Consider the following 18,611-nt stretch of genomic DNA (forward strand, 5'->3'; position numbering starts at 1 on the left):
TAATAACTATTCACTAATAACTATTCACTAATAACTATTCACTAATAACTATTCACTAATAACTATTCACTAATAACTATTCACTAATAACTATTCACTAATAACTATTCACTAATAACTATTCACCATTCACTATTCAACAAGAACTCATTCTCAAACAGCCCAAATTTTCAAGTCTTCTAAACTAACGTAATCTAAAACTTTTTCATGACAAGATTCTAGTTTGATGTGCAATCCATGTCCAGCTTCCTTACTTTTTAACCAAACACCCATGCAAACACACCACCAATCGCCAGGTTTTAAACCCGGGAAATTCCATTGGGGTTTAGGTGTAATTAAATCGTTTCCACGCACTTTATTCCATGTTAAAAAACCTTCAGTTACTTGAGCAGCAATAATATGCAAACCATTATCTTGTGAGACATAACTACAAAAACCGTCTCGTAAAACTCCTGTCATTGGATCGGTGGAACATGATTTTAGTGTTGTTCCTAATACATTTTTTTGCATCTTTTTTTTACAAAGTAAATAGTTTACTCCGAGAGCAATTCCTTTTTATGAATATTTTGTCAAGGCTAAACTAGCTTTAATCTTCAAAAACATTTTCACAAAAGCTTAATCAAAATCAAGTGAAAATCTCTTAAATTGCGTAACATGAAACAGGACTTACACAATTACCGAAAAATTTACGAAAAGGCAGAATTAATTCGAGAAAATTTGGATGAGAATCCATTGATGCAATTCAGAAAATGGTTTTATGACGTAGATGAAGCCGGTGGAATTGATGAAGCCAATGCCATGAGTGTTTCTAGTATTGGTGAAGACGGCTTTCCTAAAACTAGGGTAGTTTTACTAAAATCTTACGACGAAAATGGATTTGTGTTTTATACCAATTACGAAAGTGAAAAAGGCAAAGCTATTTTAGCCAATCCCAAAGTTTGTTTATCTTTTTTTTGGGCTAATACCGAGCGGCAAGTCATTATAAAAGGCAAAGCTAAGAAAGTTCCCGATCAGGTTTCTGACAATTATTTTTCTTCGCGACCTTTAGGAAGTCAATTAGGTGCGATGGCTTCCAACCAAAGTAATGTAATAGAAAATCGTTCAATATTAGAAAACAACCTAAAAAAATTAGAAGAAACGTATAAAAATGAAACTCCAGAACGACCTAAAAACTGGGGCGGATTTGTGGTTAAACCACTATCTATTGAATTTTGGCAAGGTAGGCCAAACCGTTTACACGATCGGTTTTTGTACACGCTAACACCCGATTTATATTGGAAAATTGAACGTTTAGCTCCTTAATTTATGAAACGACTTATTTTACTTCGACATGGTAAATCGGCATGGGACAATAATCTACCTGACAAAAAAAGACCTTTAAAATCAAGAGCTTTTGAAGATGTGGAGCAAGTTGCAAATGCATTTCAGAACGAAAACAACTATTTTTTTACAATGTATAGCAGTCCTGCAATCCGTGCGCAAACCACTGCCAAACTCTTTGCTGAAAAATTAAAAGATAGGGTAGAAGCCTTTCATATTAAAGAAGAATTTTACACTTTTGATGCAAGTGAAGTTGTACAACTTGTGTTAAATTTGCCTGATGCTTCCGACAATATTTTACTTGTTGGTCATAATCCAGCTTATACGCAATTGATTAATTACTTTTGTGAAGATGCTAGCATCGACAATTTACCAACCACAGGCTTAGTTGAGCTTCAATTTAAAGCTAAAAATTGGAATACGATTAAAAATGCAAAATTGAGCTTATCTATTTTTCCTAAAAATTTACGCGATTAATGAACAAACAAAACAAGTACATCAATAGAGAATTAAGTTGGTTGCAATTTAACGAACGTGTTTTGCAAGAAGCCGAAGATACAAGCGTTCCTTTGATTGAACGACTTCGATTTTTAGGAATTTTTTCTAATAATTTAGATGAATTTTTTCGGGTTCGCTATGCTGCTATCAAACGCATTGAGAATAGTACAGATGGAAAAGGAAAAAGATTACTCGGTGGTATTAGTCCAAGTAGATTGCTAAAAGAAATTACCCAAATTGTAATTAAACAACAAGCCGACAGTTTAGAAATTTTAAGTAAAATTCAGCATCAGCTAAAAGATCATGATATCTACATTATAAAAGAAGATGAAGTTGATGAAACCCAAGCTCAATTTTTACGCGATTATTTTCTGCAAAAAGTAAGCCCAGCCTTAGTTACGATTATGTTGAATGATTTAGACGATGTACCTAAATTAAAAGATTCTGCTGCTTACCTAAGTGTAAAAATGATTCAAAAAAAAGGTAAAAAATTTGAAAATAGATACATTCTCATTGAAATTCCTTCAAGCGTAAATCGCTTTGTGGTTATTCCTTCAGAAAATTCAAAAAAATACATTATACTTTTAGACGATTTAATTCGCTTTAACTTAGATAGCATTTTTAATATTTTTAATTATGAGAGCATTTCGGCACACATGATTAAAATTACTAGAGATGCCCAATTAGATTTAGAAGGCGATTTCAATAAAAGTTATATTGAAAAAATAATGGAAGGTGTAAAAGATCGGGTAGATGGCGACCCAGTTCGTTTTGTATACGATAGTACAATCGATCAAGATACCTTAGATTTTATGCTGGAAAAAATGCAAATTGAAAATGAAGATAGCATTATTCCAGGTGGTAGGTACCACAATCGTCGAGATTACATGAAATTTCCCGATTTAGGCTCTAAGCATTTATTGTACGAAAAAATAAATCCACTTCCTATTGAAGGTTTAAGTTTACAGGGGAGTTTGCTGCGCAGTATCGAGCAAAAAGATTATTTATTGTACGCGCCCTACCAAACTTTCTCATACGTAGTAAAGTTTTTAAGAGAAGCCGCTTTAGACCCAAAAGTGAAATTTATAGGCATAACTATTTATCGCTTAGCCGAAGTTTCTCACATTGCTAGTTCATTAATAAATGCGGCTAAAAATGGTAAGAAGGTAGTAGTTTCTATTGAGTTGCAAGCCCGTTTTGACGAAGCTAATAATATTAAATATGCTGAGCGTATGCAGCGAGAAGGTATTCATTTAATTTTTGGAGTTACAGGCTTAAAAGTGCATGCAAAAGCTTGCTTCATTGAACGATTAGAAAATGAAAAAGTAAAACGTTATGGTTTTATTAGTACAGGGAATTTTAACGAAAATACCGCTAAGATTTATACCGATTATACCTTATTTACAGCTGATCAAGGAATTTTAAAAGACATAAAAAAAGTATTTGAGTTTTTTGAAGTCAATTATAAAGTAAAAAAATACAAGCATTTAATAGTTAGTCCGCATTACACTAGAGAGCGATTTGAAGAAATGATAGATTATGAAATCGATAACCATAAAAATGGCAAACCAGCGGGAATTAAATTTAAAGTGAATTCACTTTCAGACTATTTAATGATTGATAAATTATATGAAGCTAGTAGAGCAGGTTTAGCGATTCAATTGATTATACGTGGAATTAATTGTTTAATTCCTGGAGTGAAAGGAATGAGCGAAAATATTGAAGCTATCAGCGTAGTTGATAAATTTTTAGAACACCCTAGATTGTATATTTTTGAAAATGCAGGTAATCCTAAAATTTTTATTTCTTCTGCCGATTTAATGACTCGAAATTTAGATCATCGTGTAGAAATTAGCTGCCCTATTTACGATAAGGATATTAAACAACAACTTTTAGACACCTTCGATATTTGCTGGAATGAAAATATAAAAGCTAGAGATTTTTCAAAAGGAAAAAACACTTATAAAAAAATCAAAGGAAAAGAAGTAAGAAGCCAATTTGCTACCTACGATTATTATTTACAAAAACAAAACACCTAATATTTCTATGCTTAAAATTGAAAAATACGCTGCTATAGATATTGGTTCGAACGCCATAAGGTTGTTAATTTCTACTGTAACCACTCCAGAAAATAAACCAACTCTTTTTAAAAAAACATCCTTAGTTCGTATTCCTATACGTTTAGGCTCAGATGTTTTTGTAGACAAGGTTATTTCAGAAAGCAATTATAAACGAATGTTGAAGGCTATGCAATCGTATAAGTCGCTAATGGAATTGCATCAAATTACAAAGTATCGAGCTTGTGCAACTTCTGCAATGCGCGATGCAGAAAATGGAGCCCAACTAGCTGAAGAAATTTTAGCCAAAACAGGAATCAATATTGAAATTATTAACGGCGATGATGAAGCTGCTATTATTGCTGCAACAGATTTACACGACTTAATTAACACAGAATCTACTTACTTGTATGTAGATGTAGGTGGTGGAAGTACAGAGCTGACTATTTATCATAAAGGAAAAACGCATACATCTAAATCTTTTAAAATTGGAACCGTACGCTTACTGAATAACCTAGTTTCAGAAGAAGATTGGCAAAGTTTTGAAGCTTGGATTAAGACCAATACCAAGGATTTTTCATCCATTCAATTAATAGGTTCTGGTGGAAACATCAACAACATTTTTAAAAACAGTGGTAAAAAAATGGGTAAACCTTTGTCTTATTTTTATTTAAGCTCGTATTACCAATTATTAAATTCACTAACCTACGAAGAGCGCATAGTTCAATTAGGCTTAAATCAAGACCGTGCCGATGTAATTATTCCTGCAACCAAAATTTATTTAACTGCCATGAAATTTAGCAAAGCTAAAAATGTATATGTACCTAAAATTGGCTTGGTTGATGGCATTGTAAAATCGCTTTATCAAGCAGATGCAAATTAAATTTAGTTGCTTGATTGTATGAAATTTAAAATTTCGGAGTAGAACATAAAATCAAAACCACCCATCAAAACTGTCATTCCGCGTAGCGACGCGAAATCTTATAAATTCAACCTAAATGTAGAATCGAACTTGATTTGCGTTTTCATAACACGAGACTCCGCATCAATTTCTTTTGGGAATTTTGCGGAGTGACAGGTCTAATATAATTCATTATTGTTATGCAACAATCAGGTCTGAAGTAAAATAAATAAGAGCAATACTAGCAACTGCAACTGCAATTCCAATCCAATTCTTAACTGTAAGCTTTTCCTTAAAAAATACTATACCTAGTAAAGTTGACAACACGACAATGCTAACATTATTAACTACGAACAAAAGTGAAGATGGAAAAACTTCACTTTTTAAAGCAGAAATAAAAAAGAAAATAGAGTAAAAATTAGGAATACCAAGAGCTATTCCGCCTAAAATTTCCTTGAACTGGAAACGATCACTAGATTTAGCTTTCAAACTTTTAAAAAACCAAAACAAGAAACCAAAACAGGCCGCAAAAAAGAAAATAACTAACGAAAAATTTCCAACATCTGTATGGCTAACATAATCCTGTTCTAAAAATTTAATACTAGTTTCGATTATTCCGCTTCCAAAAAAGACTAAAAATGGAAGTAAAACACTAAATAAACCCAATTTAATATTGGTTTTCTTTTTTATGGAAACCAGTAAAACAGCAACAAGTGCCAGAGCTATTCCAGCAATTTTATAATGGTTAAGCGGCTCATTGTAATACCAAATTACAAAAAGAACAGGAATTGCCACACTCATTTTACTAGCTACAGAAACCACAGACATTCCTAATTCTTGTGTGGTTTTTACCATTAAACTGAATACCACAATAAAAAGGAAGCCTAAAATTAAACTTCCATAAAACCATTCTTTCTCAAAAATGCGATGAAGTTGAAATTCATTAGAATGGGTTCCCAAACCAATTAAAAATGCAGTGATGTAATTAAAAATTAGCGCATGTAAAGTTTTTACTTGAAATTTACCTAAAAGTTTAAAAACAAGGTAAATTAAGCTTGATGAAAGTATGCTGAGTGCTAAGTAAATCAAAAGAAATTAAATTAAGTGCCAATTTACATTAAATAAATCTACTACATCTTGCTCGCCAGTTTTAAGATGCCATGTTTTAAATCCAAGTTTAGCTGCAGCTTCGGTATTGGCTTTGGTATCGTCTACAAACAGAATTTCTTCTGGTTTTCTTAAATGATTATTCAGAATGAACTTGTAAATAGCTTCATCTGGCTTGCGTAATTCAATTTCATGCGAAAGATAAAATGCATCAAAGCAGGCCTTAAATTCAGAAAAAACAGCAATATTTTCTTCAACCCATTGAATGTGTAATTCATTAGTATTGCTTAATAAAATCAATTCAAATTGATTATCGGCAGCTAAGTTTTTTATAAATTCTAATTTATGTGTTGGGAAATCGACTAAAATAGAATTCCAAGCATGTATAAAATCCAATTCACTTAATTGTGGAAATTTTTCGGTATAGTATGCAATAAAATCTTTAGTTGGAAGTAAGCCCATTTCATAAGCTTCATTTTTAATGAGCATTTCCTTGTTAAATTCAGTTATTCCGAAGCGTTTAAGATGTGTTTGCGTAGCAAACTTATCTAAGGTTAAAAAAACGTCTCCAAAATCGAACAATAAGGTTTTAATCATTTCTATATATTTTTAGTTGGTCTTGATTTATTTTTTTTTCTTCTATAAGTTTGCTTTTGGGTAAAGTAGGCGCAGGAGTTCCTTTTTGAAAAACGCTTTTTCCGATAAAAACTCGCGCTTCATCCCACAATTGAGCTTCAATAAATTGATGTAATGTAAAAGCACCACCTTCTACGATTAAAGATTGTATTTCGTGTTTATAGGCAATTTGCATAAGTTGATGCAAGACATTACTTTTAAAATCTATAGCTTCACTAACAACGTGATGAAGAGTCGTTTTTTGTTGTATTTGTTGATCGTGAATCCAAATGCATTTTCCTTCAATTTGAAAAACCTTTGCATTGGATTTCAATTTTAAATTTGGGTCAACAATTATTCGTGTTGGATTATTTCCTTTCCATAATCGTGTGGTTAAACTCGGACTGTCGGCTAAAACTGTATTTGCACCGACTAAAATTCCTTGTTCTTGGCTACGCCATAGGTGCACCAATTGTTTAGATTGCTTGTCTGTAATCCACACTGGAGCTGGTTTTTCTGGTTTTTCAGGAAAAAGATACGGACTTAAAAATCCATCTTGCGAAGCTGCCCATTTTAAAATGATGTAAGGTCTTTTTTGTAAATGATAGGTCAAAAAGCGTTGGTTAAGTACTTTACATTCATTTTCTAAAACGCCAACCTGAACTTGACAGCCAGCATCTACTAACTTTTTGATTCCACGACCAGCTACTTTCTCAAAAGGATCGAGCATCCCAATGACCACTTTTTTGATTCCTTTTGCAATAATTAAATCGCTACAAGGTGGTGTTTTTCCAAAATGACTGCAAGGTTCAAGATTTACATAGATGGTAGCATCTTTTAAAAGTTTTTCATTTTTAACTTGAGTAATGGCATTTACTTCGGCATGGGCTTTGCCTGCTTGCTGATGCCAACCTTCGCCAATAATTTTATTTTCGTGAACAACAACTGCACCAACCAAGGGATTTGGATAGGTGTTGCCTAGTCCATTTTCGGCTAATTCTAAGCAGCGTTTTATGTATTTTTCGTTTATATTCACGCCCGCAAAAATAGCATTATAAAATAAATGAATTCTATAAAAATCCGTTCAATTCAGGAAGAAGATAATCCAATTGTAGCTCGATTAATACGTGAAGTTTTATTAGGGCTTGGCGTTCCTAAAGTAGGCACAGCTTATGCCGATCCAAGCCTAGATTGCTTAAATAAAGATTATCAAGATAATAGAAGTAATTATTATCTATTTGAAATCAATTCTAAAACAGTTGGTGGTGCAGGAATTGCTCCTTTATCTGCTGAAGATTCTGAGATTTGTGAGCTTCAGAAAATGTATTTTCTAGATGAAGCAAGAGGCAAAGGTTGGGGACAGATGATGATGGACCAATGCTTAAATTTTGCTAAAGAAAATAATTTTAAAGCAGTTTATATTGAAACCTTGCCTAGCATGAAAGCGGCGCAAAAATTATATGTAAAAAACGGATTTGAATATATAAATTACCGACTAGGAAACACAGGACATTTTTCTTGTACGGTCTGGATGCTGAAGAAGTTTTAATTTTTTAATGTAACATTTTCACATGTTTTTCTACTTATATAACAAATGATAATGGTATGAACACAGTACATCAAGTACAACGAGAAGATAACCAATTACTTGTTATAACTCACGTTTTACAACTACTTACGTTTGTTACTGGCTTTGGCGGCTTAATAGTTCCGTTGGTCATTTGGTTGACTAAAAAAGACGAGATTATAGATTTGGATGAACACGGCAAGAAAATTGTCAACTTTCAACTTAGCATGATTGTATACAGTATTGTAGCCATACCACTTTTGTTTATTTTAGTTGGATTTGTAATTTACTTTGCTATCGGCATATTAGCTCTGGTTTTTCCTATTGTTAATGCAGTTAACGCCAGTAATAATAAACCCATTTATTACCCATTAAGTATTCAGTTTGTAAAATAATTAAGTATAAAAAACCCCAGCTTTTTTATAAAAATTATTCATAGCGGAATAATGGATATAAAAGCTTGGTTTATTCAACCTAATCAATCATGAAAAGATTTCAAGTTTGGTTTTGAGTTTTTTCCTTTTCAATAAAAATTATTTTCCATTTAAATACTGCAAAGGCTTTATTTACTTCTCTTTTATTCGTATGGTTAAAATAATCACTCATTATTTTAAGGCAATTCTTGTTAAAACTACTAAATACTCCAATTCTGGTAGGCTTATTTTTTAAATTTATTCCGATAGATTTTCATAAAACATCGTGTTTAAAATTGTTTAATGAACACTATTAATTAAGGTTTACAGTAGGATATTTAATAACTAAGTTGTTTTATTATTAAATTGCTAAATATAAACTAAAAATATGTCTGGAAATCTACTAGTTTCAAAATTACTTATCGTTTTATTTTTTACTATAAATCTATCTGTATCTGCAAATATTGAAATAGGAAATCCAGTAAATATTACCGAATGCTTTCAAGATCCATCAGAGAATTTCGATTTAACTTTTAATAACGAAAATGTACTGAATGGATTAGACCCCAATTTATACAGTGTTTATTATTTCGACAATCAGGCAGACTCCAACAATAACAACATCAGTAATGCAATCTCCAATCCATCAAATTATTCTACTGGAGATTTTGGTTTAGCCCAAGTTTGGGTTAATGTGGTGGAAGATGCAGACCCAAGCAATTTTGATAATTCTACTTTTTTATTGATAACAAATGAAACTCCTGTCGCTAACAATCCTGGGTTCAATTTTTTTGGAATATTAGTTCCACATTATATCGATTGCGAAAGTGGACCTACTTACGATCTTACTTTTCTTGACGATTCTATTATTGGAAACCAAGAAGGTAGTTTTATTGTAAGCTATTTTGAAAATGAGCAAGACGCTAACAATAATGTGAACGCAATAGCTAATCCTGAAAATTACGATTTGCAAAGCAATGTAAATACACTTTTTACAACTAATCTTGTTGCGCGCATTCAGTTTGCTGATGGTTCAAGTTGTTTTGATACCACAAGCTTTACCTTTAGTACCTACCAAAGCAACAATAACGATTTTGATTCAACGGATATCACAAAATGTGCTAACGAAGATGGAACTGCTGTATTTGACTTAACTGAAACTTTAGTTGTAAACAACAATAACTTAGATATAGCCAATAGAAATTATGATGTTTTTGATGAAGAAGGCAATCAAATAGGCAATAATATCTTTAATGAAGAAAATTATCCAACCAATACTTTTGAAGAATTAAGCATTGAAATTCGCAATATAATCCGATTAAACCCGAATATAACTGGATTTTGTGTGAATATTGAAGCATTTACGATACAAGCTTTTGAAAATCCACAGGTTGAAGTTGTGCAAGATATTATAGCCTGTTCGGCAAATGATGAAGAAACCACGTTTAATTTAACTTTAAATGATGATTTAGTCATTGGTAATCAAGAAGGAAGCTACAATATTACTTATCATTTTACGCTACCTGAAGCGAATGCAGGTATCAATTCAGTTACCGATGCTGGCTTTGATCCTACAGTTTTTAATCTAGATAACTTTCAGCAGTTTATGTTTGTACGTATCGAAAATGCACTTGATCCAAGTTGTTTTTCTGTCGATTTTTTTACTTTACAAGATAGCAACAACATCATTGCCAATGAACCACAAGATACTGATTTTTGTACGCTTCCTGGCGAAACAAGTCTGACTATTAATTTAACTGATTATGATGATGAAGTTAATGCTACTCCCAATTTAAATGAATTTGTAGTAAATTATTTTATAGATGATGAATTAATACAAGACCCTACCAGCTTTTTAGTGACTGATCAAATTACAAGCATTACAGCCATTTTATCTGATGCAAATTTTGGAGATTGTTTCGATGAAGTAAATTTTGATCTAACATTAAACACAAGTCCTGAAATTGATAATCTTAATAACTTAGAAATTTGTGCAAATTCTGGATTTGATACCAGCTTCGATTTAACCGTAAATACAGCAGAAGCGCTCGGTTCTCAAAATGCAAACGACTTTAGTGTAGCTTACTTTAATAGCTTACAAGATGCAGAAAACAATACCAACTCATTACAAAATCAAGGTTTCGATATTAGCAATTATATTACAAATGCAGCAGTAGAAACTATTTTTATTAGACTTCAAAATATAAATTCAGACAATTGTTTTGTCATTGATGCATTCGATTTACAGACTTTTCCTGTCGAAGTAAACCCAATTGCACTTATAGAAGAATGTATTAATGCTGAAACCCAATTGGCAACTTTCGACCTAACCGAATTTGAAGCAGCCTTGTTTGGAGAAAACCAAGATGCAACAACACACTCCATTCTTTTTCTAGATGAAAATGCTTCCGAAATAGCAAATCCAGAAAATTATACTATTGCTAGTTCACAAACCATAAGTGTAGAAATTAGTAATCTTGAAAACTTAAGTTGTTTTGAAACCACTAGCATTAATCTAATTGCTTTAGCTGAAGATAATCCAGATTGTACCTTAGGTACAAACCTAGAAGCAGCATTTAAATTTAAAACCTATCCTAATCCAGTTTCTTCACAATTAAACATCGAATCAAATGAACCTATTTCAAAAATTGAAGTTTTTACTGTAAACGCTAAAAAAGTAATGACAAAAAGTGGAAATCAAATTAAAGATGTCGATTTTTCAAATTTTCCATTAGGTATCTATCTATTGAAATTAGAAGTCGGTAATCGTTCTCAAATGACAAAAATTATAAAGAAATAGACTAGTTAAGATTCGGCTATTTTTTTTAAAATAGCTGAATTTACTTCGTGTTTACCTTCAAATTCATACACCTTCAATTGGTTTGGGAATAAGGTTTTAGCGAAATTGAGTTGATGCTTTAATTTGTCATCATTAATGTATTCATCTTTATTTCCGTAGATTAAATGCACTTTTATATCCCGATGATTATCAAAATCAGTTGTTTTTAATTCCTTAGGAATACTTCCCGAATGAATAACCAAATCATTACATGCAATGTTGCGTTTGCTCATCCAACGCATTACAACAGAAACACCCTGAGAATAGCCCATTAAAATGATACGTTTATTTTCGAAACTGTTTCTTTCATTTCGATACATTGCATCTAAATAATTCAACACGTTTTCTGTTTCTAAAGCTGTTTGCTCTTTGGTTAACCAAGATGCACCAACATATTTAAAACCATTGCCTTGGTAATATTTTGATGGTGCTTGTGGACAAATTACATAATTTTCGTCGGTATGTAAAACATGAAAATAACGAATAAAATACCTGCTTAAATACCCTAATCCATGACAAGCGATCCATAGGTTATTCGTGTTTTCACTAAGGCTATTTAAAGTAGAGTAGGAGTTCGTAGTTTGGTAAGAAATTGTGTTTTCTTTTGCAGGCATACAAGGCTATTTTCGTAAATTTACGCTGCAAATAAACACTTTTTTGATGAAATTATCTAAGGCTCAAATTCTAGAACGATGTAATGCGGTAGTTCCAAATACCTTAATGCAAACCCTTGATATTCGTTATGTAGATGTAGGCGACGATTTTCTGGTTGCCGAAATGCCAGTAACTCCAAAAGTACATCAACCAGACGGGATTTTACATGGCGGTGCTATGGTAGCTCTAGCAGAAAGCGTAGGTAGCGCTGCCTGTTTTGTTTTTTTAGATACCAAAAACTTTTCCATTCGTGGTTTAGAAATCAATGCCAACCATGTAAGAAGTATTAAAGATGGAAAGGTATTTGCCAAAGCTAGCTTTATTCATAAAGGAAGAACCACACAGGTTTGGCAAATTGAAATTACCAATCAAAAAGAACAACTTATTTCCATGTGTAAATTAACTACCATCGCTTTACCAAAGTAAGATTTTAATGAAAAATTTATTTAAAAAAGCAAGCTCGCAACTCCAAAATAAGCTGCCATTTGTGTTATATCGACAACCCAAATCTGGCATACTTCAGTCTTTTTTTATGCCAGACTCAAAAGCAGAATCTACTAAATTTTCTAGTTCTGGTTTTTGTTTTTTTCCATTTGATAATACACAACAAAATTATTTTTTTGATTTAGAAAAAGCAGTTTACGAAGAAACAGAAATAATTAAAAATGAGTTAGTTGAAGAATTCAACAAAAGCAATACTTCAATTGAAGAAAATGAAGATGAAAAGCGAATTTACATTCAATTATTATCAGAAAGCATTTACTTATTAAAGCAAGGTGAATATCAAAAAATAGTTTTATCGAGACCGATTCAGCTTTCATTAAAAAACCAAAATCCTTTCGAAACCTTTCAAAAATTACTGTATGTATACCAAGATGCAATGGTTTATATTTGGTTTCACCCTAACGAAGGTATTTGGCTTGGTGCCACTCCCGAAACTTTAGTTCATTATTCACAATCTAATTTAAAAACCATGGCTTTGGCAGGCACTAGACTTTATGAAGCACACAAACAACCCAATTGGAGCAACAAAGAAAAAGAAGAGCAAGCATTTGTTTCTACCTACATTCAGCAAAAGCTGAAAAAGTATACAACGCATAGCAACTTATCGGAAACGTATAACAAACAGGCTGGTAATTTGGTACATTTAAATACTGATATTTCAGCGAGAATTCAACAGAAAGATTTACAGCAAGTAATCTTAGATTTGCATCCAACTCCAGCAGTTTGCGGACTGCCTACCGAAAAAGCTAAGAATTATATCTTAGAAAATGAACAGTATAAGCGTGAATTTTATGCGGGTTTTTTAGGTGAAATTAATCTGCCGAAAGAAAAAAATCGTTCCCGTTCTAATCGAAATCAAGAAACCTTAGCTATTAAGCATCGTAGAGCCGAAACTAATCTATACGTAAATTTACGATGCATGAAAATAAAAGATCGTAAAGCCCAATTATTTGTGGGTGGCGGAGTTACTGCTTCGAGCAATGCCACAGACGAATGGAAGGAAACAGGAGATAAATCACAAACCTTGTTAAAAGTACTTTAAGAGCAGAAGCTTTGAATTTTTATTGAACGGCAAATTGTATTTTTGTAAAATGAATCAGATTTATTCAGCTATTCCATTAGCTCAAACCATTGTAGAAAGTTGTGTGATCTCTGGAATCGAGCACGTTATTATTTCGCCAGGAAGCAGGAATGCACCACTAACCATTGGTTTTTCAAACCACCCAAAAGTAAAAACCTATAGTATTGTAGACGAGCGTTGTGCCGCTTTTTTTGCACTTGGTATTGCACAACAAACACAAAAACCAACTGCTGTGGTTTGTACATCGGGTTCTGCTTTGTTAAATTATTATCCAGCTGTTTCTGAAGCTTTTTATAGTGATATTCCTTTAGTGGTAATATCTGCCGATCGTCCGGCTTATCTCATCGATATTGGCGACGGTCAAACCATTCGCCAAGAAAATGCAATGGAAAAACACATGCTATATTCAGCTTGTTTAAAAAGCGATGAAAATCAGCCACAGTCTGCTATTCAAAACTACAACGAAATTGAGTTAGCCAAAGCTTTACGAATAAGTCTTCAACAACAAGGACCAGTACATATTAACGCCCCTTTTCAAGAACCTTTGTATAAAAAAACAGATAAGCTTTCTGTTCATTTACAAAATTCATTTAATTTTTCTCAACCTGAAGTTAAGGAGTTAGCACTTACTAATTTAGTTAAAGATTGGAATAATGCCAATAAACGATTAGTATTAGTCGGTGTAAACCATCCAAACTCTATCGATCAATCGTTTCTTGATTTTTTTGCTGAAGATGAAGCGACTTTGGTTTTTACAGAAGCCACATCGAACATTCACCATCATAAATTTTTTTCGAGTATAGATGGTATTATTGCTCCAATTGAAACTCAAGCAGATACAAACCAATTATTTGCATCGCTTCAGCCAGATATTTTGCTAACTTTCGGTGGGATGATTGTTTCTAAAAAGATGAAGACTTTTCTTAGAAAATTTTCTCCTAAGGCGCATTATCATATCGATTCCAAAAAAGCATACGATACTTTTTTCTGTTTAAAAGAACACATAAAAGCTAAACCAAATCCTACTTTTAAGCAGTTAGTACCGATGTTGCAGTCTAAATCTTCGTCTTATTTTGATACTTGGAACAAATATCACATCAAACAAATAGAAAAAAGAAAAGCCTATGTAAACGAAATAGCTTTTACAGATTTTTGGGTTTTTAATGCAATAATTGAAGCTTTTCCAAAAAATGAACATTTGCAATTTGGCAACAGTTCTACCATTCGCTATGCTAATTTATTCGATTTAGATGCATCTAACCCTGCTTTTTGTAATCGGGGAACAAGCGGCATTGATGGAAGCACTTCTACAGCAATTGGTGCAAGTACAATCCATCAACACCCCACTACTTTTGTAACTGGCGACTTAAGTTTTTTTTACGATAGTAATGCTATGTGGAATAATTACATTCCTAAAAACTTTAAAATGATTATTATTAATAATTCGGGTGGTGGAATTTTTAGAATTCTTCCTGGAGAAAAAGAAAAAGAGTACTATAAAACTTACTTTGAAACTACGCACGATTTAAATGCTGCTCATTTAGCCAAAATGTACAATTGGGGATATGCTTCCGCAAAGGATAAATCGAGTAGTATAGAAGCTATAAAGTCCCTTTTTTCTAGTCAACACCAAAAGCCGCAAATTTTAGAAATCTTTACTCCAAGAACTTTGAATGATGAAGTTTTATTGAATTATTTTAAATTTATAAACTGATTTTTAATTCGTTGAAAATAAATTACTTTTATCTCTTCAAAATTTAATCCTTATGAAAAAACTACGTTTAATTTTTATCCTAATATTTTCTTTCCCCATTCTTTCTTATTGTCAAACCAATGATTCTATTGAAAAAAGAAAAGTTACCAAGCTTAGCATAAATTGTAGTAGTCATGTTGAAAGAAATCCATTATACGTCGTAAAGATTAAGGGTAAAACCACACAAGATAGACCTAAAAGCAAAAAATTTAAAGAAAGTTTTTTGAGTGAACTTAAACCAGAATGGATAAAGACAACTAAAATTTTAAAAGCTTCTAAAGGTTTGGAAAAATATGGTTCTATTGCCAAAGACGGAGTCATTTTAGTAATACTGAAAAATGATTCATGGAAAAAAATGTCTACTGAATTTCAGAATAGATTCAAATAATTTATGCTTGAAAAATATGGTCGGCACTGCAGGTAGTTTATGACTAGTGCTTAAATCAGATGAAAATTTATTCTATTTATAAAAATTAATTCTTAACTGAAAAAATAGATTTATAAATCTTAGCATCAATCCTTATACTCCAATGGATCAACTTAAGTGAACCAGCTTTTAACTCGTTTTAATAAATTAAGCTTATCGCCATAAGGCGGATAACGGAAAGGTAAATCAATCCAAGTTTTTCGATGCAACACGGCTTTTTTACGAGTAAAAGTTTCAAAAGAATGTTTTCCGTGATATTGACCCATACCCGAATTTCCAACACCACCAAAAGGCAAACGGTCGTTCACAAAATGAACAATCGTATCGTTAATAATGCCTCCACCAAATTCAAATTGTTGCATCCATTGTTTAGCCCGAGTTGCATTTTCAGAAAAAATGAATAATGACAGCGGATGCGGAAAATGTTGAATACTATGTTCTACTTCGTTGAAATCTGTATAGCTTAAAATAGGAAGAATCGGACCAAAGATTTCATCTTGCATAGCTTCACTATCTAAATTAGGTTCATCTATCAATGTAGGTTCGATATATAGTTCACTTTCAATTAATTGGCCACCATATAATAGCTTTTCATTTGAAAGCATTTTAGCTAAACGTTCAAAATTCTTAGGATTAACAATTCTAGGATAATCAGGAGATTGGTCAATATGTTTGGTATAAGAAGATTCAATTTCTTGAATAAGCAACTTTACCAATTTTTCTTTTACCTTTTTCTGAACTAAAATATAATCAGGAGCAATGCAAGTTTGACCTGCATTAATGAGTTTTCCCCAAACAATACGTTTTGCAGCAATGGCTAAGTTGGCAGTTTCATCTACAATACAAGGGTTTTTACCGCCCAGCTCCAAAGTAACAGGCGTTAAATGTTCGGCAGCAGCTTTGGCTACAATTTTACCCACAGGAACACTACCTGTAAAGAAAATATAATCCCATTTTTGTTTTAATAAATAGGTAGAAGTTTCTGCACCACCTTGAATTACGTAAGCAATTTCTTTCGGAAAAACAGCATGTAAAACTTGTTCTAAAATTTTCGCCGTGTGTGGAGTTAATTCCGATGGTTTTAAAATTACCGAATTTCCACAAGCAATAGCTGCTAAAACAGGATTAATAGCCAATTGAAAAGGATAATTCCAAGGGGCAATAACTAAAACTTGTCCCCAAGCTTGTTGGTAAATATAGTCTAAAGATGGAAAATTAAATAGGGTAGGGAGTACGCGCTTAGGTCTGCTCCATTGCTTTAATTTCTTTATAAAAAGATTAATTTCTTTGTAAGTAACCAATAATTCAGTTGCATAACCTTCAAAATGGGACTTTTTAAAATCTGCATACAAGGCATCAAGAATTTCCTGTTCATGATTTTCGATATAGCTTTTTAGCTTCTTCAACAAATCAATGCGTTGTTGAACGCCGACCGTTTCATGAGAAGCTAAATAGTTTTTTTGTTGAACAAGAATTTCTACGTTTTCTGTCATATTTTTATTTTACTATCTTTTTATACGCAATTGCTTTAATTTCAATTAACAAATGCGGATGGGGGAGTTGATGTACAGCCACTGTGGTTCTGGTTGGACCCGTCTCATAATCAAAATATTCTGCATAGGTTTCGTTGTAACCTTTAAAGTCGTTCATATTCACTAAAAACGAAGTAACATCTACTACATCTTCCAAACTGGCTCCTTCAGATTTTAAAACGTCATTGATGTTCTCTAACACCGCAGCGGTTTGTTTTTTAATGTCCAAATTGGTTGTTCCCATTTCGTCTACTTCCACACCTTCAAAGCTATTGTCTGGTCTTCTTGAACTGGTTCCTGATACGTAAATAAAATCTCCTATGCGTTTTACGTGTGGGAATTTACCTCTTGGTTTTGCTTTTCCTTGTACTACTTTTCCTTTCATATTGATATTTTAAATCCCATCTCTTGTCTTCCTTAAGGGAAGAAGCCTTTCGGAATCATCTCCTTTTATGGAAATATCGATTGAAATGGGGTGTTGTTTTTATCTATATACTGTTAATCAATTATGCTCTTTGTCATCTTGTCTTTTTGAGATATTTCACCACAGAGACACGGAGTTCACAGAGTTTTTAAATTTTTACTTCACATTGAAACTAACTTCTCCAACATCTTGAAGATGAGCTTCTATTTTTGTATCTTTTTGCATCCATTCAGCCGCTGTAGCGGCACCGGCTAAAATTACATAACCTTCATCGATTTTTAAACCTGCTTCAGTGGCTAACCTGCTTAATTCTACAACTGATTGGTATGGATTTTCTAAAATTGCTTTCGTGCTTCCTTGTTGAACTGTTTTTTTATTAAAAGACAACTCAATAGGCAAATTATTGATAATTGGTTTTGCATCTTTCCATTCGCCAATGCAATAGCCTATAGACGAACAATTGTCTGCTACCACATCTTCTAAAGAAAATTTAAAATTTTCATAGCGGGAGTCGATAACTTCTATAGCTACTGCCATTTTGCTAATGTAATTCGGAATTTGTTCCTGCGAAATTGCTTTATCAATCGGTTTACTCACTAAAAAAGCTACTTCAGGTTCCGCTCTAGGGTGAATGTAGTTGCTTAATGAAATTTCTCCTTCATCTTCAATTTGCATAGCATCGGTTAAAACACCCCAAATTAAGTCATGTACACCCATTTGTTCCATTTTGGCTTTACTGGTAAAACCTAACTTAAAACCTGTAATTTTCTCGCCACGCTCGATTCTTCGTTGAATGGATGTTAATTGAATTATATAGGCTTCACGTAAAGAAAAGCCTTCCTTTTCGCTCATTTGCGCAACAGGTTTGGCTTCTCTAGCAGCTTGATCTAAAACTTGAGCAATTTGTGTTGATGTCATT

19 protein-coding genes are annotated in these 18,611 nt (G+C 32.6%); 11 read left to right on the top strand and 8 right to left on the bottom strand.

All coding sequences use genetic code 11. From position 1 onward, the window contains the following. Positions 1–153: 153 nt before the first annotated feature. Positions 154–510, bottom strand: coding sequence for a DUF2237 family protein (locus IEV63_RS09100; protein WP_188406496.1), 357 nt, complete (start codon positions 508–510; stop codon positions 154–156). A gap of 144 nt (positions 511–654) precedes the next feature. Between IEV63_RS09100 and pdxH the strand changes: the two genes are divergently transcribed. From pdxH to IEV63_RS09120, 4 genes are read left to right on the top strand one after another with little or no spacing between them, the layout of a single operon-like run. Beyond that, the gene (pdxH, locus tag IEV63_RS09105; RefSeq protein WP_188406497.1) at positions 655–1,302 is read left to right on the top strand and encodes a pyridoxamine 5'-phosphate oxidase; all 648 of its coding nucleotides are present in this window, start codon (positions 655–657) and stop codon (positions 1,300–1,302) included. Positions 1,303–1,305: 3 nt separating this feature from the next. Next, positions 1,306–1,797, top strand: coding sequence for a SixA phosphatase family protein (locus IEV63_RS09110; RefSeq protein WP_188406498.1), 492 nt, complete (start codon positions 1,306–1,308; stop codon positions 1,795–1,797). Next, positions 1,797–3,857: a polyphosphate kinase 1 gene (gene ppk1, locus IEV63_RS09115; protein ID WP_188406499.1), complete on the top strand. Its 2,061-nt coding sequence runs from the start codon at positions 1,797–1,799 to the stop codon at positions 3,855–3,857. Before IEV63_RS09110 ends, ppk1 begins: the two co-directional genes overlap by 1 nt. 7 nt (positions 3,858–3,864) lie before the next feature. Next, positions 3,865–4,758 (top strand): Ppx/GppA phosphatase family protein, encoded by an 894-nt coding sequence (locus tag IEV63_RS09120; RefSeq protein WP_188406500.1) that lies wholly within the window; start codon positions 3,865–3,867, stop codon positions 4,756–4,758. 216 nt (positions 4,759–4,974) lie between these two features. Here the strand turns inward: IEV63_RS09120 and IEV63_RS09125 are convergent, their stop codons facing one another. The 3 genes from IEV63_RS09125 to ribD are packed head-to-tail and all read right to left on the bottom strand — an operon-like array spanning position 4,975 to position 7,534. Beyond that, the gene (locus IEV63_RS09125) at positions 4,975–5,865 is read right to left on the bottom strand and encodes an EamA family transporter (RefSeq protein WP_188406501.1); all 891 of its coding nucleotides are present in this window, start codon (positions 5,863–5,865) and stop codon (positions 4,975–4,977) included. Positions 5,866–5,871: 6 nt separating this feature from the next. Next, the gene (locus tag IEV63_RS09130; protein WP_188406502.1) at positions 5,872–6,480 is read right to left on the bottom strand and encodes an HAD-IA family hydrolase; all 609 of its coding nucleotides are present in this window, start codon (positions 6,478–6,480) and stop codon (positions 5,872–5,874) included. Then, the gene (gene ribD / locus IEV63_RS09135) at positions 6,473–7,534 is read right to left on the bottom strand and encodes a bifunctional diaminohydroxyphosphoribosylaminopyrimidine deaminase/5-amino-6-(5-phosphoribosylamino)uracil reductase RibD (protein WP_188406503.1); all 1,062 of its coding nucleotides are present in this window, start codon (positions 7,532–7,534) and stop codon (positions 6,473–6,475) included. Before ribD ends, IEV63_RS09130 begins: the two co-directional genes overlap by 8 nt. Positions 7,535–7,561: 27 nt before the next feature. Here ribD and IEV63_RS09140 point away from each other — a divergent pair, with 27 nt between their 5' ends. From IEV63_RS09140 to IEV63_RS09150, 3 genes are all read left to right on the top strand, one after another. Then, on the top strand, positions 7,562–8,047 hold the full coding sequence (locus IEV63_RS09140) for a GNAT family N-acetyltransferase (RefSeq protein ID WP_188406504.1): 486 nt from the start codon (positions 7,562–7,564) through the stop codon (positions 8,045–8,047). A 56-nt stretch (positions 8,048–8,103) separates the two neighbouring features. After that, positions 8,104–8,460 (top strand): DUF4870 domain-containing protein, encoded by a 357-nt coding sequence (locus IEV63_RS09145; RefSeq protein ID WP_188406505.1) that lies wholly within the window; start codon positions 8,104–8,106, stop codon positions 8,458–8,460. A 406-nt stretch (positions 8,461–8,866) separates the two neighbouring features. Next, positions 8,867–11,278, top strand: a complete 2,412-nt coding sequence (locus tag IEV63_RS09150) for a T9SS type A sorting domain-containing protein (RefSeq protein WP_188406506.1) — start codon at positions 8,867–8,869, stop codon at positions 11,276–11,278. Positions 11,279–11,283: 5 nt separating this feature from the next. On the opposite strand, the gene IEV63_RS09155 is transcribed toward IEV63_RS09150, so the two are convergent. Next, positions 11,284–11,931: an alpha/beta hydrolase gene (locus IEV63_RS09155; RefSeq protein ID WP_188406507.1), complete on the bottom strand. Its 648-nt coding sequence runs from the start codon at positions 11,929–11,931 to the stop codon at positions 11,284–11,286. A gap of 46 nt (positions 11,932–11,977) precedes the next feature. Between IEV63_RS09155 and IEV63_RS09160 the strand changes: the two genes are divergently transcribed. The 4 genes from IEV63_RS09160 to IEV63_RS09175 are packed head-to-tail and all read left to right on the top strand — an operon-like array spanning position 11,978 to position 15,697. After that, complete coding sequence (locus IEV63_RS09160) at positions 11,978–12,397, top strand: PaaI family thioesterase (RefSeq protein ID WP_188406508.1); 420 nt, start codon at positions 11,978–11,980, stop codon at positions 12,395–12,397. Positions 12,398–12,404: 7 nt separating this feature from the next. Continuing rightward, complete coding sequence (locus tag IEV63_RS09165) at positions 12,405–13,517, top strand: chorismate-binding protein (protein WP_188406509.1); 1,113 nt, start codon at positions 12,405–12,407, stop codon at positions 13,515–13,517. A gap of 49 nt (positions 13,518–13,566) precedes the next feature. Continuing rightward, positions 13,567–15,270 (top strand): 2-succinyl-5-enolpyruvyl-6-hydroxy-3-cyclohexene-1-carboxylic-acid synthase, encoded by a 1,704-nt coding sequence (gene menD / locus IEV63_RS09170; RefSeq protein ID WP_188406510.1) that lies wholly within the window; start codon positions 13,567–13,569, stop codon positions 15,268–15,270. A gap of 52 nt (positions 15,271–15,322) precedes the next feature. Continuing rightward, positions 15,323–15,697 (top strand): hypothetical protein, encoded by a 375-nt coding sequence (locus tag IEV63_RS09175; RefSeq protein ID WP_188406511.1) that lies wholly within the window; start codon positions 15,323–15,325, stop codon positions 15,695–15,697. Positions 15,698–15,849: 152 nt separating this feature from the next. On the opposite strand, the gene IEV63_RS09180 is transcribed toward IEV63_RS09175, so the two are convergent. The 3 genes from IEV63_RS09180 to IEV63_RS09190 all read right to left on the bottom strand — a co-directional run bounded on the left by IEV63_RS09180 (position 15,850) and on the right by IEV63_RS09190 (position 18,610). Continuing rightward, positions 15,850–17,229 carry an aldehyde dehydrogenase gene (locus IEV63_RS09180; protein ID WP_188406512.1) on the bottom strand — a complete coding sequence of 460 codons (1,380 nt, stop codon included), beginning with the start codon at positions 17,227–17,229 and terminating at the stop codon, positions 15,850–15,852. A 4-nt stretch (positions 17,230–17,233) separates the two neighbouring features. After that, positions 17,234–17,653 (bottom strand): RidA family protein, encoded by a 420-nt coding sequence (locus tag IEV63_RS09185; protein WP_188406513.1) that lies wholly within the window; start codon positions 17,651–17,653, stop codon positions 17,234–17,236. A 195-nt stretch (positions 17,654–17,848) separates the two neighbouring features. Next, on the bottom strand, positions 17,849–18,610 hold the full coding sequence (locus IEV63_RS09190) for a 2-keto-4-pentenoate hydratase (RefSeq protein ID WP_188406514.1): 762 nt from the start codon (positions 18,608–18,610) through the stop codon (positions 17,849–17,851). Position 18,611 lies beyond the last annotated feature (1 nt).

It is taken from the genome of Psychroflexus salis (assembly GCF_014640175.1).
Taxonomy (GTDB): Bacteria; Bacteroidota; Bacteroidia; order Flavobacteriales; family Flavobacteriaceae; genus Psychroflexus; species Psychroflexus salis.